The organism is Actinoplanes sp. NPDC019969, from assembly GCF_055562375.1.
This window is the reverse complement of the sequence record NZ_JBVHFK010000003.1, coordinates 101,592-114,851: the sequence shown is the minus strand read 5'-3', so window position 1 is coordinate 114,851 and position 13,260 is coordinate 101,592. Positions and strand designations below refer to the sequence as shown.

General features: G+C 71.0%; 13 protein-coding genes. 8 read left to right on the top strand and 5 right to left on the bottom strand.

Translation table 11 applies throughout. From position 1 onward, the window contains the following. Positions 1-67 precede the first annotated feature (67 nt). Positions 68-907 (bottom strand): polysaccharide deacetylase family protein, encoded by an 840-nt coding sequence (locus tag ACZ3II_RS10650; RefSeq protein ID WP_465517372.1) that lies wholly within the window; start codon positions 905-907, stop codon positions 68-70. 106 nt (positions 908-1,013) lie between these two features. Between ACZ3II_RS10650 and ACZ3II_RS10645 the strand changes: the two genes are divergently transcribed. After that, positions 1,014-1,820, top strand: a complete 807-nt coding sequence (locus ACZ3II_RS10645; protein WP_465517371.1) for an SDR family NAD(P)-dependent oxidoreductase — start codon at positions 1,014-1,016, stop codon at positions 1,818-1,820. A gap of 33 nt (positions 1,821-1,853) precedes the next feature. Here ACZ3II_RS10645 and ACZ3II_RS10640 read toward each other — a convergent pair whose 3' ends face one another. Next, a complete protein-coding gene (locus ACZ3II_RS10640; RefSeq protein WP_465517370.1) occupies positions 1,854-2,105 on the bottom strand; it encodes a hypothetical protein in 252 nt (83 codons plus the stop codon). A gap of 123 nt (positions 2,106-2,228) precedes the next feature. On the opposite strand from ACZ3II_RS10640, the gene ACZ3II_RS10635 reads away from it, so the two are divergent. From ACZ3II_RS10635 to ACZ3II_RS10620, 4 genes are read left to right on the top strand one after another with little or no spacing between them, the layout of a single operon-like run. Next, positions 2,229-2,636 (top strand): DUF6157 family protein, encoded by a 408-nt coding sequence (locus tag ACZ3II_RS10635; protein ID WP_465517369.1) that lies wholly within the window; start codon positions 2,229-2,231, stop codon positions 2,634-2,636. Positions 2,637-2,691: 55 nt separating this feature from the next. Next, entirely contained in the window at positions 2,692-3,258 is a 567-nt protein-coding gene (locus ACZ3II_RS10630) for a DUF2975 domain-containing protein (RefSeq protein WP_465517368.1), read from the top strand. Then, the gene (locus tag ACZ3II_RS10625) at positions 3,258-3,482 is read left to right on the top strand and encodes a helix-turn-helix domain-containing protein (protein WP_465517367.1); all 225 of its coding nucleotides are present in this window, start codon (positions 3,258-3,260) and stop codon (positions 3,480-3,482) included. Before ACZ3II_RS10630 ends, ACZ3II_RS10625 begins: the two co-directional genes overlap by 1 nt. A 21-nt stretch (positions 3,483-3,503) precedes the next feature. Beyond that, the gene (locus ACZ3II_RS10620; RefSeq protein WP_465517366.1) at positions 3,504-4,808 is read left to right on the top strand and encodes an alpha-amylase family protein; all 1,305 of its coding nucleotides are present in this window, start codon (positions 3,504-3,506) and stop codon (positions 4,806-4,808) included. 35 nt (positions 4,809-4,843) lie between these two features. On the opposite strand, the gene ACZ3II_RS10615 is transcribed toward ACZ3II_RS10620, so the two are convergent. Together ACZ3II_RS10615 and ACZ3II_RS10610 are read right to left on the bottom strand one after the other, a co-directional pair. Beyond that, the gene (locus tag ACZ3II_RS10615; RefSeq protein ID WP_465517365.1) at positions 4,844-5,383 is read right to left on the bottom strand and encodes a Rho termination factor N-terminal domain-containing protein; all 540 of its coding nucleotides are present in this window, start codon (positions 5,381-5,383) and stop codon (positions 4,844-4,846) included. A gap of 88 nt (positions 5,384-5,471) precedes the next feature. After that, positions 5,472-6,887: an MFS transporter gene (locus ACZ3II_RS10610; protein WP_465517364.1), complete on the bottom strand. Its 1,416-nt coding sequence runs from the start codon at positions 6,885-6,887 to the stop codon at positions 5,472-5,474. Between the two features lie 59 nt (positions 6,888-6,946). Between ACZ3II_RS10610 and ACZ3II_RS10605 the strand changes: the two genes are divergently transcribed. The 3 genes from ACZ3II_RS10605 (at position 6,947) to ACZ3II_RS10595 (ending at position 9,899) form a co-directional block, all read left to right on the top strand. Then, positions 6,947-8,128 carry a LacI family DNA-binding transcriptional regulator gene (locus tag ACZ3II_RS10605; protein ID WP_465517363.1) on the top strand — a complete coding sequence of 394 codons (1,182 nt, stop codon included), beginning with the start codon at positions 6,947-6,949 and terminating at the stop codon, positions 8,126-8,128. 83 nt (positions 8,129-8,211) lie between these two features. Beyond that, complete coding sequence (locus ACZ3II_RS10600; protein ID WP_465517362.1) at positions 8,212-9,438, top strand: FAD-dependent oxidoreductase; 1,227 nt, start codon at positions 8,212-8,214, stop codon at positions 9,436-9,438. Then, positions 9,435-9,899, top strand: coding sequence for a MarR family winged helix-turn-helix transcriptional regulator (locus ACZ3II_RS10595; RefSeq protein ID WP_465517361.1), 465 nt, complete (start codon positions 9,435-9,437; stop codon positions 9,897-9,899). Before ACZ3II_RS10600 ends, ACZ3II_RS10595 begins: the two co-directional genes overlap by 4 nt. A 574-nt stretch (positions 9,900-10,473) precedes the next feature. Here ACZ3II_RS10595 and ACZ3II_RS10590 read toward each other — a convergent pair. Then, on the bottom strand, positions 10,474-13,257 hold the full coding sequence (locus tag ACZ3II_RS10590; protein WP_465517360.1) for an FAD-binding and (Fe-S)-binding domain-containing protein: 2,784 nt from the start codon (positions 13,255-13,257) through the stop codon (positions 10,474-10,476). Positions 13,258-13,260 lie beyond the last annotated feature (3 nt).

Sequence of the window (13,260 nt, the reverse complement as noted above, 5' to 3'; positions counted from 1 at the left end):
AGTAAGGCGGGCGGAGCGTATCAATCAACGTCAACTCGCTGAGGATGGATTTCTGGTGAAGAATTGGTCAGCCATTCGCGGCTGACGCGGGCGCCTTCACCCGCGGGCGCCGGCTGAGGCCGTCCGGCGCCTGGAACCGGAAGACGGGCAACGGGATCAGCTGGAAGCGCTGCTTCAGCCAGGGGATCAGGGTGCGGTACGCGGTGACCGTCCACGGTTTCGCCATGTCGTGACCCAGCACGATGGAGCCCTGGCGGGTCTCCTTCTGCACGATGGTGACGATGTGCTGGACCATCGCGCTGCCCTTGCCGTACGTCCCGCTCATCCACGACTGGTCGTCGACGTTCCACGACAGCGGGGTCATGCCCAGTTCCAGAGCGATCGCGTTGAGCCGTGCGGACCAGTTGCCGAACGGCGCCCGGAAGTACTCGACCGGGACGCCCGGCACCGCCTGCCGGATCCACTGGGTGGTGCTCTGCAGGTCCTTGCGGATCGTCGCGTCGTCGCGCTTGCCGAGGTCCTCCAGGTGCTGCCAGGAGTGGTTGCAGAGGGTGTGCCCCTCGGCGGCGATCCGGCGGACGAGGGCCTGGTTGTCCCGGGCCCGCCACCCGGTGAGGCAGAACGTCGCCTTGACCTTCTGTTGTTTGAGCAGGTCCAGCAGTTGCGGCGTGACCTTGGGGTCCGGCCCGTCGTCGAAGGTCAGCGCCACGGCCGTGGAGCCGGTGCGGCGCATCGACCCGTACGGCCCGGAGGTGTCGACGGCGGCGGCGGCCACCCCGGCCTTCACCGCGGGTTCGACCGTCGCGGCGGCGCCGACTTCGGAGACGAGCACCCCCGCGGCCAGGATCGCGACCATCGGACCGGCGATTACGGAGGTACGGCGCAGCAACAAGACGTCTCCAGTCACCCGTGTCGATCGAGCTTTGTGGACACTAGGCGTGACGGGCCGGGAACGGAAGTGGCCGATCGGTTCGCGATGATTAAGCGCCGCCGCGGCGGGCACCCGGTCGGGTATGACGACAGACAGTGCGAACCCGTTCGCCGTGATCACCGGCGCTTCCAGTGGGATCGGGTACGAGCTGGCCCGGCAGCTCGCCGAGCACGGCTACGACCTGCTGGTCATCGCCGAGGAGGAGGGCATCGAGGAGGCCGCGGCCGGGCTGCGCCGCGACGGCGTGAACCAGGTGACGGCGGTCCGGGCGGATCTGGCCCGGCGCGACGGCGTGGAGCGGGCCTGGGCGGCGATCGCGTCGACCGGGCGGGACATCGACGTGCTGGCGCTCAACGCCGGCCGGGGCATCGGCGGCGAGTTCGTCGGCGGGACGGACCTCGCGGACGAACTCAATGTGATCGATGTGAACGTGACGTCGACCGTACACCTGGCGAAGCTGGCCCTGCCCCCGATGGTGGCCCGCAAGCGCGGCCGGGTCCTGATCACCTCCTCCATCGCGTCGATGATGCCGGGCACCTATCAGGCGGTCTACAACGCGTCGAAGTCGTTCGTGCAGTCGTTCGCCGAGGCGGTGCGCGCCGAGCTGAAGGACAGTGGGGTGACCGTGACGTCGCTGATGCCGGGCCCGACCGACACGAACTTCTTCCACCGGGCCGACATGGACGACACCCGGGTCGGGGCGAGCGACAAGGACGATCCGGCGCAGGTCGCCGAGCAGGCGATCAAGGCGCTGCTGGACGGCGACGAGAAGGTGCTCGCCGGGTCGGTGAGGACCCGGGCGCAGGCGGTCGCCAGCAAGGTCGCCCCGGACAAGGTCAAGGCGGAGATGCACCGCCGGATGGCCGAGCCGGGATCCGCGCCGAAATGACGTCTCGTGAGGCTGCCGGGACGCCCGGCGGCCTCACGCGTCCGGCACGGACATCGGGTTGCGTTCCTCGTCGCGGGCGGCGAGCCGGGCGACCGCGATCCGGTACTGCGTGGCGGCGATCTCGCCGCTGATCAACTGTGCCACCAGCGCCCCTTCCAGGGTTGTCGGCTCCGGCCCGCGTTCGGCGCGGGCGTCCTCCGGCTCGGGCTTGTCCCGCGGCTGCCGCCACAGTGGCAGCACCGCGGCGGTGAGCAGAATCGCCAGAACGATGAGCAGGAACGCCACCGCAACCACCTCCGTCGATGACCCATCGTCGACCGTATCCCAACCTGCCGACAGGGACGAAGGTCCCACCCGGCATGGACCGACCGGCCGGCGGCTGGCCCGGCGCTAATACGCTGCGTCGGCATGAACTACATCAGCACGTTCATCGCGGTGGCCGAGGACTGCAGGGTGGATCACGGGAAGGTGCCGGTGGCCCGTGGGGCCGGCCGGACGGTGGCGCAGATCCAGTACGAGATGTTGTCGGAGCGCCCGTTCACGTACACCCAGGAGGATGTCCTCTTCGAGTCGTGGTTCGCGCGGCAGGGGCTGGAGGCCGGCGACGACGAGAGGGCGGAGCTGCGCGCCCGGTTCTTCAGCAAGGACCAGCCGTGTCTGCGCACGTCACCGCTGGCCCGTACGCACGGCTGGGGGTTGATCTGTGACGAGCGGGGCCGGATCGCGCTCTGCGCGGTCGACTCGCCGGACTACCGCGACCATCTGGAGTCCGGCGCCCTGAAGGTGGTCAGGGCGATGCGCGCGAAGCGGGCTTGACAATCCTCGATGCCTTATCGACTATCGATATATTGATAATCGATAAGGAGGCGTGATGGCGGACTGGCTGAACGAGTTGCGCGGCATGCTCGGGCTCGGCATGGTCGCGGCCGGCGTCGGCACTGCCGCGTCGACCGTCGCGATCGTGTCGGGGCAACCGATCGAGGTGCCGATCGCGATCGGTGAGAGGGAGCCGGCCGGCCTTCCGCCCGGTGTCCGGCCCGGGTCCTCGCTGGACGTGGTCGTCGAGGATCCGGGCTGGGCGCAGCGGGGTCTCGAGCTGGCGGCGACCCTGCCCCGGTTCGCGCTGATCACGGTGGTGCTCGTGCTGTTGTGGCGGGCGGTGCGGCAGGCGAGCGCGGGTGACCCGTTCCGGTCGGCGCTGGCGGGGCGGCTGCGGGCGCTCGGGATCCTGCTGATCGCCGGTGGGCCGGCGGTGTGGGCGGTCGAGTCGGTGGCCCGGTTCGTGCTGAGCGACACGGTCGGCGCCGGCGGGACGTACGCGGTGGTCGACTTCCTCGTACCGCTCACCTGGCTGTTCCTCGGGATCGCGGTGCTCGCGGTCGGCGAGATCGTGCGGCGCGGGCAGGCGATGCGGGTCGAACTCGACGGGGTGGTGTGATGCCGCCGGACGAGGAGCACCGGGTGGACGTACACCTGGAGAAGCTGCTGGCGGAACGCGGCATGACCCTGACCGAGCTGTCCGCGCGCGTCGGGATCACGCTGGCGAACCTGTCGAACCTGAAGAACGGGCACGCCCGCGCGATCCGGTTCAGCACGCTCACCGCCCTGTGCGACGTGCTGCAGTGCCAGCCCGGCGACCTGTTCACCGTGCCGTCCCGCTAGACCGGATCTATGCTTCGTCCCGTGACGTCCTGGCATGATCATGTGATCTGGTGGCATCTCTATCCGCTCGGGTTCACCGGCGCCCCGGTGCGGCCCGCGAGCCCGGAGTCCGGGGTCGTCCACCGGCTCGGGCGGATCGAGGCGTGGCTCGACCACGTGGTCGAACTCGGACTCAACGGGATCGCGCTCGGCCCGATCTTCGCCTCCCGCACCCACGGGTACGACACCGAGGACCACTTCCGCATCGACCCGCGGCTCGGTGACGACGCCGACTTCGACCGGCTCGTCGCCGCGGCCCGTCAGCGCGGCATCCGGGTGCAGCTGGACGGCGTCTTCAACCACCTCGGGCGTACGCATCCCGCGTTCCGCGCCCTCGAGGAGCAGGGCCCGGACGCACCCACCGCCGGCATGTTCCGCGTCGACTGGTCCGGCTGGCGTCCCGGCGACCCGGTGCGGGCCGACGTGTTCGAGGGCCACGACGCGCTGGTCGCCCTGGACCACTCGTCCCCCGCTGTCGCCGACCTGGTCACCGACGTGATGCTGCACTGGCTGGACCGCGGCGTGGACAGCTGGCGCCTGGACGCCGCGTACGCGGTCCCGCCGTCGTTCTGGGCCGGCGTGCTGCCCCGGGTCCGCGCCCGCCACCCGGAGGCGTGGATCTCCGGCGAGGTCATCCGCGGCGACTTCGCCGAGATCGTCCGCGTCTCCACGATGGATTCGGTGACCCAGTACGAGCTGTGGCAGGGTCTCTGGCACGGCATCGCCGACCGGAACCTGTTCGAGCTCGCGCACGCCGTGAAACGCCACAACGATCTGCTGGCCACTTTCGTCCCGTCGACGTTCGCCGGCAACCACGACACGACCCGGATCGCGTCGGCGATCGGCGCGGAGTTCGTGCCGCACGCGATGGCCGTGCTGTCGACGGTCGCCGGGGTGCCGAGCGTCTACGCCGGCGACGAATACGCCTGGACCGGCGTCAAGGAGCACCGCCACGGCGGCGACGACGCGGTCCGTCCCGAGTTCCCGGCCACACCCCCGGCGCCCGGCGAGATCTTCCCGATCCTTCAGACCCTGCTGGGCGTACGCCGCCGGCACCCCTGGCTGATCCGCGCCCACACCGACGTCGTGCACCTGGACAACCGCACGATCCTGCTCCGGACCGCCACCGGTTCGGGCGCGATCCTGACCGCCCTGAACCTCGACGACGCCCCGGCCGCCCTGCCCGCCGCCGACGCCCGTGCCGTCCTGGCCGGCGCCGCCACCCTCGCCGGCCCGGAGATCACGCTGCCGCCGCGCGGCTGGGCGGTGCTGTCCAGCGGCGGCTGAGCCCGTTCGGATCCGGGTGACGGCCAGCCGCGGGGTCAGGCGTCCTCGCGGTCCGGGTTCTCCAGGCGGAAGAAGTTGCTCTGCTCGCCGTCGCTGCGTTCCTCCTGGTAGATGAAGTTCAGCCCGCGGGTGTCGAACGTCTCGAACCAGTCCTCCCAGCTGATCTCACGCAGCCGGCCGGCATCGCCGGTGAAGTTGAACCGCAGCACACCCGCGTGCCCGTCGTGCTCGGTGCCGTCGACGGTGGCCGCCGTGCCGCCGCGCGACTCGGCCCACCGGCGGATCACCTCGTGGCTGGTGGTGGCGAGGCTGCGGCCGGCCCGTTCCGGCTCGTCGTCCGGGGAGGTGATCTCCTGCGAGTACTTCAGCGACTTCGACGACCGGTCACCGGTGCGGATGCGGCCGCCGTCGGGTCCGGCGTCCCCGGCAGCGCCCGCCTCCTCCCGATCGTCGTCGGCCAGCGCCTCGATCAGGTCGTCCTTGCGCATGTTCGAGATCCCCGGGATACCTTCCTCACGGGCACGCTCCCGCAGGTCGGCGGCCTTCATTTCCCGCAGTTCAATCTTGGTCGACACGGCTCCCCCTCAATTCGGTCGTATACCGAAATTTCCCTTCTCTTCGTTATTCATGCGTAAGACGTTCCGGGGATCGGGCCGGCACTGATCAACACCTCGACCCTTTCCGCGTACGGCGCAGCAACCCCGCCCCGAGAGCCGCCACGATCATGGTCGCGACCGGAAGAATCAGGGCGCTCCGGAGCCCGGCCGCGGTCGCCAGCACACCGATGAGCCCGGGCCCGAGGAAGCTCCCGAGGTACGCGATCGTGCAGATCCGGGCCACCGCCCCCGCCGGCGAACCGCCCTCGGCGCCCGCCCGGTGCGCGGCCTCCCCGAGCACCACCGGAAAGATCACCGACAGGCCGAGCCCGAGCAGCGCATACCCACCCAGCCCCACAACAGGATCCGTCGCCACCAGGGCGAGCCCGAGACCGCCGGCCGCGAGCAGAGCCGCCGCCCGGACGAGCGGCGCCGCCCCGAACCGCTGCCGGACGTGGTCCCCGGCCAGCCGCCCCACCGTCATCGCCCCGAGGAACACCGCGACCCCGGCCGCGGCGAGCGCTGCACTGCCCCCGAGTTCCCGCAGGTAGACGGCCGCCCACTCGTTGGCGCTCCCCTCCGCCAGCAACACACAGAACGCCAGTCCCCCGAACCCGGCAACCCACCGCCCCACCCTCCCGGCGCCCGTCCCGCGTCCCCCGACCCTGTTCTTCTCCTCTCCGTCCCGGCCTAGCCACTCCCCCGCATCCGCCACCGCCCGCCCGCTCACGCCGCCCTTCGGGACGAGCCGCTCAGGGTTCGCTGGCCGGGCTGTCTCCACCGCCCCGGGACAGCCCTCACGACCAGCCGGAACCTCACGGCTGGGTCTCATGGCTGTCCCCGGCCCGGCGAGACGGCCATGAGAGCCGGCCGTGGCCGGACGGGCCTCCCCCTTCTTCTGCGGCGGCGACGCCGGAATCGCATCGGATGGCGCGTCGGGGACGAGGTGGCGGGCGGCGAGGGCGGCGACGGCAGCGCCGAGCAACGCTGTCGCCGCGAACTGCGAGCCCGCGGCCACGTCGAGGCGTGCGGCAGCGGCCCCGGCGACCGCGCCCACGACTCCGCCCAGGGTGAGCAGGGCGTGCAGGCGGGAGAGGACGACCCCGCCGTACCGCCGTTCGACCGCCGCACCGTTGGCGTTGATCGCGACGTCCAGGATGCCGTTGACCGCCGCCGACAGAGCGAACGCCGTGACCAGCAGCGGCAGCGTCGACGCCACCGCGATCGGCACCAGCAGCAGGCAGAACACCGGTAGCCCCACGCGCAGGACCACCCGGCTGCCGACCCGGCGGCACAGCACCGCACCGACCTGCAGCCCGGCGATCGCCCCGGCGTTGAGCCCGGCCAGCGCCACCGCGAGCTGCCCTTCGCTGAGGGCGAGCCCGTCCCGGAGCGCGGGCAGCCGGGCCATCGCGGTGCTGAAGATCAACCCACAGAGCAGGAACGACAGAGCGAGGGAGATGTACGCGTTCCGAGAACCCATCACGACGCCGCCTCTGAACTAGTTCAGTCTTAACTAGTTCAGAACGCTAGCATCGCTTCGTGAACGACACCTCCCGAAAGCGCGCCGGCGGCGGCCGCCCCGGTCGCGGCGTGACCCTGGCCGACGTGGCCCGCGCGCTGGGGGTGTCCAAGGCGACGGTGTCGAACGCGTACAACCGCCCTGATCAACTCAGCACCCACCTGCGGGAACGCATCCTGACCGAGGCCACCCGCCTCGGCTACCCGGGCCCGGACCCGATCGCCGCCACGTTCAGCCGCCGTCAGGCCGGCGTGATCGGCCTGGTCTTCGACGACCCGCTGACGTTCGCCCTGTCCGACCCCGCCGAGGCCCTGTTCGTCACCGGCCTCGGCGAGGTGTGCGAGCAGTACGGCGCCGGCCTGGTCCTGATCCCCCGCGGCAGCAGCGACGACATCGTCCGCCGCACTGTCGTCGACGGTTTCGTCCTCCACTGCGACCTCGACGGCGATACCCGCGTCACCACCGCCCTCTCCCGCGCTCTCCCCACCGTCATCGTCGACGGCCCACCCCACCCCGTCCCCCTCGGCGCCGCCGCCCCGGCCCTACCCGCCACCGACTCCAGACCCGGCACCGCCGCGACGGTCCACCCGCCTGCCGGCCATGTCGGCATCGACGACCGGGCGGCGGCTGCCATCGCCGCCCAACGCCTGATCGAACTCGGACACCGATCGATCGCCGTCCTGGCTCTGCCACTGATTCCGGATGGGCGTTTCGGCCCCGCCGGCGCCGTTCGCCAGGGGGCCGCCCGCTCCCATGTCATCCGCGAACGGCTCGCCGGTTACCGGGACGCGCTCACCGCCGCCGGCCTCGACTGGAGCACGGTGCCGGTGATCGAGTGTGGCCCGTACAGCAGAGACGCCGGCCACCGCGCCGCCGCCCTGCTGCTCGACCGCCCCGCCCGGCCGACCGCGCTGCTGGCCGCCAGCGACGAACTCGCCCTCGGCGCCCTCCGCGCCGCCGCCGACCGCGGCATCACCGTCCCCGATCAACTCTCCGTGATCGGTTTCGACGACGCCCCACCCGCCGCCTGGTCGCACCCGCCCCTGACCACCATCCGCCAGCCGCACCAGGAGAAGGGCCGCGCCGCCGCCGCTCAACTGCTCGGCGCCGCCCCTCTCGCCGGCCTCACCCTGCCCACCGAGCTGATCATCCGCGGCAGCACCGGCCCGCTCCACACTTCCGGCGGGGTGCGCGGGAACTGACCCAGCCCAAACCGCACCCCCAACCAACAATTGCACAGAGTTATCTTAATGGCTAAGGTATCGACATGCATGGACCACGGGAAGTGACCGTTGCTGTTGCGGGTGCCGGATTGGCGGGTCTCTGCCTGGCGCAACGCTTACTGCGCGCCGGCATCGACGTGCACGTGTACGAAGCGGATCCCGGCCCGTTCGTACGACGCCAGGGATACCGGATCACGGTCGACGGGGACGGGCTGGGCGCGCTGCGGGACAGCCTGCCCGCGCACCTGTACGAGCTGGCAGTGGCCACGGGCGGCGCACCCGGCGGCACCTTCCGGTTCACGAACAGCCGCCTGCGGGACGCCTTCACGTTGAACTTCAAGCCCACCGACGACGCCGAACGCCAGATGGATCGCCAGGTCTTACGGTCGATTCTGCTCACGGGCCTGGAAGGGCGCGTCCACTACGGCAGGGCTGCGATCACGGTGGAGGAGGAAACCGCGGGACCGGGAGCGGCGGACGGACGATTGGTGCTGCGATTCGCGGACAGTGGTGCGGTGACGGCGTCCGTGGTGGTGGCGGCGGATGGGATCGGGTCCACGTTGCGCGGGCGCATCGCGCCCGGGACGGAGCCGTCGGACACCGGGATGGCCGGGATCTACGGGCGGACGCCGCTGATCCGGAACGGGCGCAGCGTGATCCCGGAGGTACTGGCGGACAGCGGGGTCCTGGCGCTGGCGGACGTTCCGGGACAGGCGTTCTTCTTCACGTCGATGCGGTTCCGGGAGAGTCCACGGCTCGGGATGAGTGACTACGTGATGTGGGGGCTGGTCCTCCCACAGCGGGAGGCAGCCGGCACGAAGGAACTGCGGGAACTCGCGATCCGGCTGTCGGGCGGCTATCACCCGCTCGTCCGCGAACTGGTCGCGGCAGCCGACGATGACAGCACACTGCTGAGCACGTTCGCTGTCGGACAGCGCCCGGCCGCCTGGCCGCTACCCAGGGCCACCGTCATCGGTGACGCGATCCACGCCATGCCACCGTTCGGCGCGCACGGCGGCAACACCGCCCTCCGCGACGCGGCACTTCTCGGCGAGAAACTTGCCGAAACCCTTGTGGCGTACGGCGAAAGCCCCGGCCCGAAGCTCGAAGAAGCGATCTCCGCGTACCAGGAGGAGATGGCACGGTACGCGTTCAAGGCCGTGGACACCGCCGCCGGAATGATGCGCCGGCTCACCGGCAGCGGGCGGGCGCAACGGCTGGTGATGACACGCCTGCTGCCACGGCTGCACCGGGTGACCGTTCCGGAGGCGTCCATAATCTCTGCGTGAACGACAGTGCCCGTACCCAAGCGATCGCCGATTTCCAGCGCGCCGGCCGCGAGTCGTCCCGTTTGTCGGTCATGTTCCGGCATGCCGCGGCGGCACGGCTGGGACTGACCGTGACCGACATGGAGTGCCTGGATTTCCTGATGGATTCGGGCACCGCCACGGCCGGGCAGCTCGCGGAGCAGACGAACCTCACCACCGGCGCGATCACCAGCATGATCCGCCGTCTGGAGCGCGCCGGCTACGTCACCGCCGACCGCGACCCCGAGGACCGCCGCCGTGTCATCGTCACCCTCGTCCCGGAGCGGCTGGCCGCCGGCGCCGAGGTCTACACGTCTTTCGGTGGCGCGGTCGCCGAACTGCTGAGCCGCCACACCCCCGCCGAGATCCGCCTGCTGACCAGGCACTACGACGAGATGAGCGCGATCTACCGCGCCCAGATGACCACGCTGGGCCCGCAGTAGCGCTGAGCCCGGGTTCGCCTCCCGCGGACGCACCGCCCCACACATGCACCGCCCAACCCAGACCGCAAGCCGGCGATCGCCCTCCAGCGCCTCCCCGAGACCAACGCCTCGACCCGACTCAACGCCTCCCCGAGACCAACGCCGCAGCCCGACTCAACGCCTCGCCCCGGGACCAAGCGGGCACCGCCAGCCAGCACGCGATCATCGCAGACCCCGTCCCGGTCAGCCAGGTGATCACGTTCGCCCGCCAGCTCCCACCGATCTTGGTGAATCGGCACCGGAGCCCCGCAAACAAGATCGCCAGGCCGCCCATACTTGTGCGCCCCACTCCGGAAACCCGACGCTTCCCATCCAAGATCGCCCACCCCACAGATCTTGGGCAGGAGACACCGGCACGAACCGCACAAGATCGCGAGCCCGCCGCCTCGACCTAGTGAGCCCGGCGCGAACCGTACAGGATCGCAAACCCAGCCGATCGTGAGCGGATATGACCGGCGCAAACCGTCCAAGATCTCCGCGAACCGCGCGGCGTGGGGAGTTCGGGCGCGATGCGCGGCCGAACTCCCCACGCGACTCAGCGGGGCTGCTTCAAACGGCTCTGCAGAAGCTGGACCAGGTGCACGCCGGAGACGCCGGCCAGGTCGTCGGCCTGGGTACGGCAGGAGAAGCCGTCGGCGAGCAGGATGTCCCCCTCCTCGGCCGCCTTCAGAGCCGGCAACAGCTGCTGCTCGGCGACCTGCACCGACACCTCGTAGTGACCCCGCTCGACGCCGAAGTTGCCGGCCAGGCCGCAGCAGCCGCCGAGCCGTTTCACCGTCGCGCCGGCCTTCTTGAGCAGTTTGGCGTCGGCGTCCCAGCCCATCACGGCGTGGTGGTGGCAGTGGGGCTGGGCGATGACCCGTACCCCGTCGAGGCTGGGAGGGGTGTAACCGGGAGTGGCCGCAAGCAGCTCAGCCACCGTCATCGTCGCCTCGGCGACCTCGCGGGCCGCCTCGTTGTCGACGAGTTCGACGGCGTCCTGGCGGAGCACGCCGGTGCAGGACGGCTCCAGGCCCACGATCGGAATGCCCTGCTTGACGGCTTCGTGCAGTTCGGCGACGGTGCGTCCGAGGATGCGCCGGGCGGCGTCGAGCTGGCCGGTGGAGATCCAGGTCAGGCCGCAGCAGGCTTTCCGGCTGGAGATCCGCGGCGCGTACCCGGCGTCGACCAGCACGTCCACGGCGGCCTGGGCCACCGCGGGCGAGAAGTGGTCGGTGAAGCTGTCCACGAACAGAACGATCGGTTTACCGGTGTCGACCGGCGTGAAGGAGGACCGGAATGTCCGAGAAGCGAAAGCAGGGATGTTACGCCGCTTGTCGACACCGGCCGCGAAGAGAGCCAGCCCCCGGACACCGGGCAGGCGCATCATGAAGTTCGCGAAACGGGGCATCAGCGCCGCCACGTTCGACCAGCGAGGCAGCCAGCCGAGCGAATAGTGCGACCGCGGCCGCGCCCGCCCCTTGTAGCTCTGGTGCAGGACCTCCGACTTGTACGCCGCCATGTCGATCCCGGTCGGGCAGTCCGACGCACACCCCTTGCAGGACAGACAGAGATCGAGGGCGTCGTGTACGGCCTCCGAGCGCCAGTCCGGCGCCAGGTCCCCGTCGAGCATCTCCTGGAGGACCCGCGCCCGCCCCCGGGTGGAGTCCTTCTCGTTCTTGGTAGCCAGGAAGGACGGGCACATCACCCCGCCGAGCACCGTCGTGTCGACCCGGCACTTGCCGACGCCGGTGCACCGGTGCACGGCCTGGTTGAAGTCGCCGCCGTCGTGGTGGTACGCCAGCGCCAGCGGCACCGTCACCTTGCGTGCCTGCGAGACGCGGATGTTGGCGTCGACCGGGTCCGGGTCGACCAGGTTGCCCGGGTTGAGCAGGTTGTTCGGGTCGAAGACGCCCTTGATCTGCCGGAACAGGTTGATCGCCTCGGGCGAGTACATCCTGGTCAGCAGCTCACTGCGAGCCCGGCCGTCGCCGTGTTCACCGGACAGTGACCCGCCGTAGCTGACGACCAGGTCGGCGGCGTCCTCGAGGAACGCGCGGAACAGTTGCGGGCCGTCCGGTTTGTCGAGCGGGAAGTCCAGGCGCACGTGGACGCAGCCGTCGCCGAGGTGCCCGTACGGCATCACGGACAGCCCGTGCCGCGCGGTCAGCGCGTCGAAGTCCCGCAGGTAGGCGCCGATCCGTGCGGGCGGCACGGCCGCGTCCTCCCAGCCGGCGTGCGCGGGCAGCCCGCTCGGGGCGCGGCCGGCGAGCCCGGCGCCGTCCTCGCGGATCTTCCACAGCGGGGCGGCCTCGGCGGTGTCCTCGACGATCCGGTGGTCGACGGCCTCGGCCGCGGCGACCAGCTCGGTGACCCGCTCACGGACCTCGCCCGGGTCGTCGCCGGCGATCTCGACCATCAGCCAGGCGGCGCCGCCGGGCAGCGGAGGTACCGCGCCCGGGCCGCGCCGGGACCGGACCACGTCGCAGATCCGGTGGTCGAGCCCTTCGCAGGCGGTCGGGCTGAACTCGAGGATCTTCGGGATGACGTCGCCGGCGGTGCCGAAGTCGGGGTAGCCGAGCACGATCAGCGTCCGGTACTTCGGGTCGGCGACCAGCCGGACCGTCGCCTCGGTGACGATCGCCAGGGTGCCCTCGCTGCCGACCAGGAACTCGGTGAGGTTGAACCCGTTCTCCGGGAGCAGGTGCTCGACGGCGTAACCGGAGACCTGGCGGCCGAAGGTGCCGAACTCGGTGCGGCCGATCGCCAGGTTCGCCCCGATCACGTCGCGCAGCCGGTCCACGGTCTTGGACTGCGACAGCTCCTCGCCGTCGATCGTGTACGCCTTGAGGCCGAGCGTGTTGTCGGAGGTCCGCCCGTACCCCAGCGTGCGTGACCCGCACGAGTTGTTGCCGATCATGCCGCCGATGGTGCAGCGGGTGTGCGTCGACGGGTCGGGGCCGAACCGCAGCCCGAACGGCTTGGCCGCGGCCTGCAGCACCGCCTGCACCGTCCCGGCCTGGACCCGGGCCGTCCTCGCGGCGCCGTCGACCTCGAGGACCTTGTTCATGTGCCGGCTGAAGTCGAGGACGATGCCGGGGCCGATCGCGTTGCCGGCCACCGACGTGCCGGCGCCCCGGGCGGTGATCGGGACCCCGGTCTCCCGGCTCACCGCGAGGGTGGCGAGGACGTCGTCGTCGTGCCGGGGGCGGACGATCGCCTGCGGCACCACCCGGTAGAGGGAGGCGTCGCTGGAGTACGCGGACCGGTGCGCCGCGTCGGTGAGGATGTCGGTGACACCGGCCGCGCGCAGGCGGGCGGTCAGATCGGCACTGGTCACGCG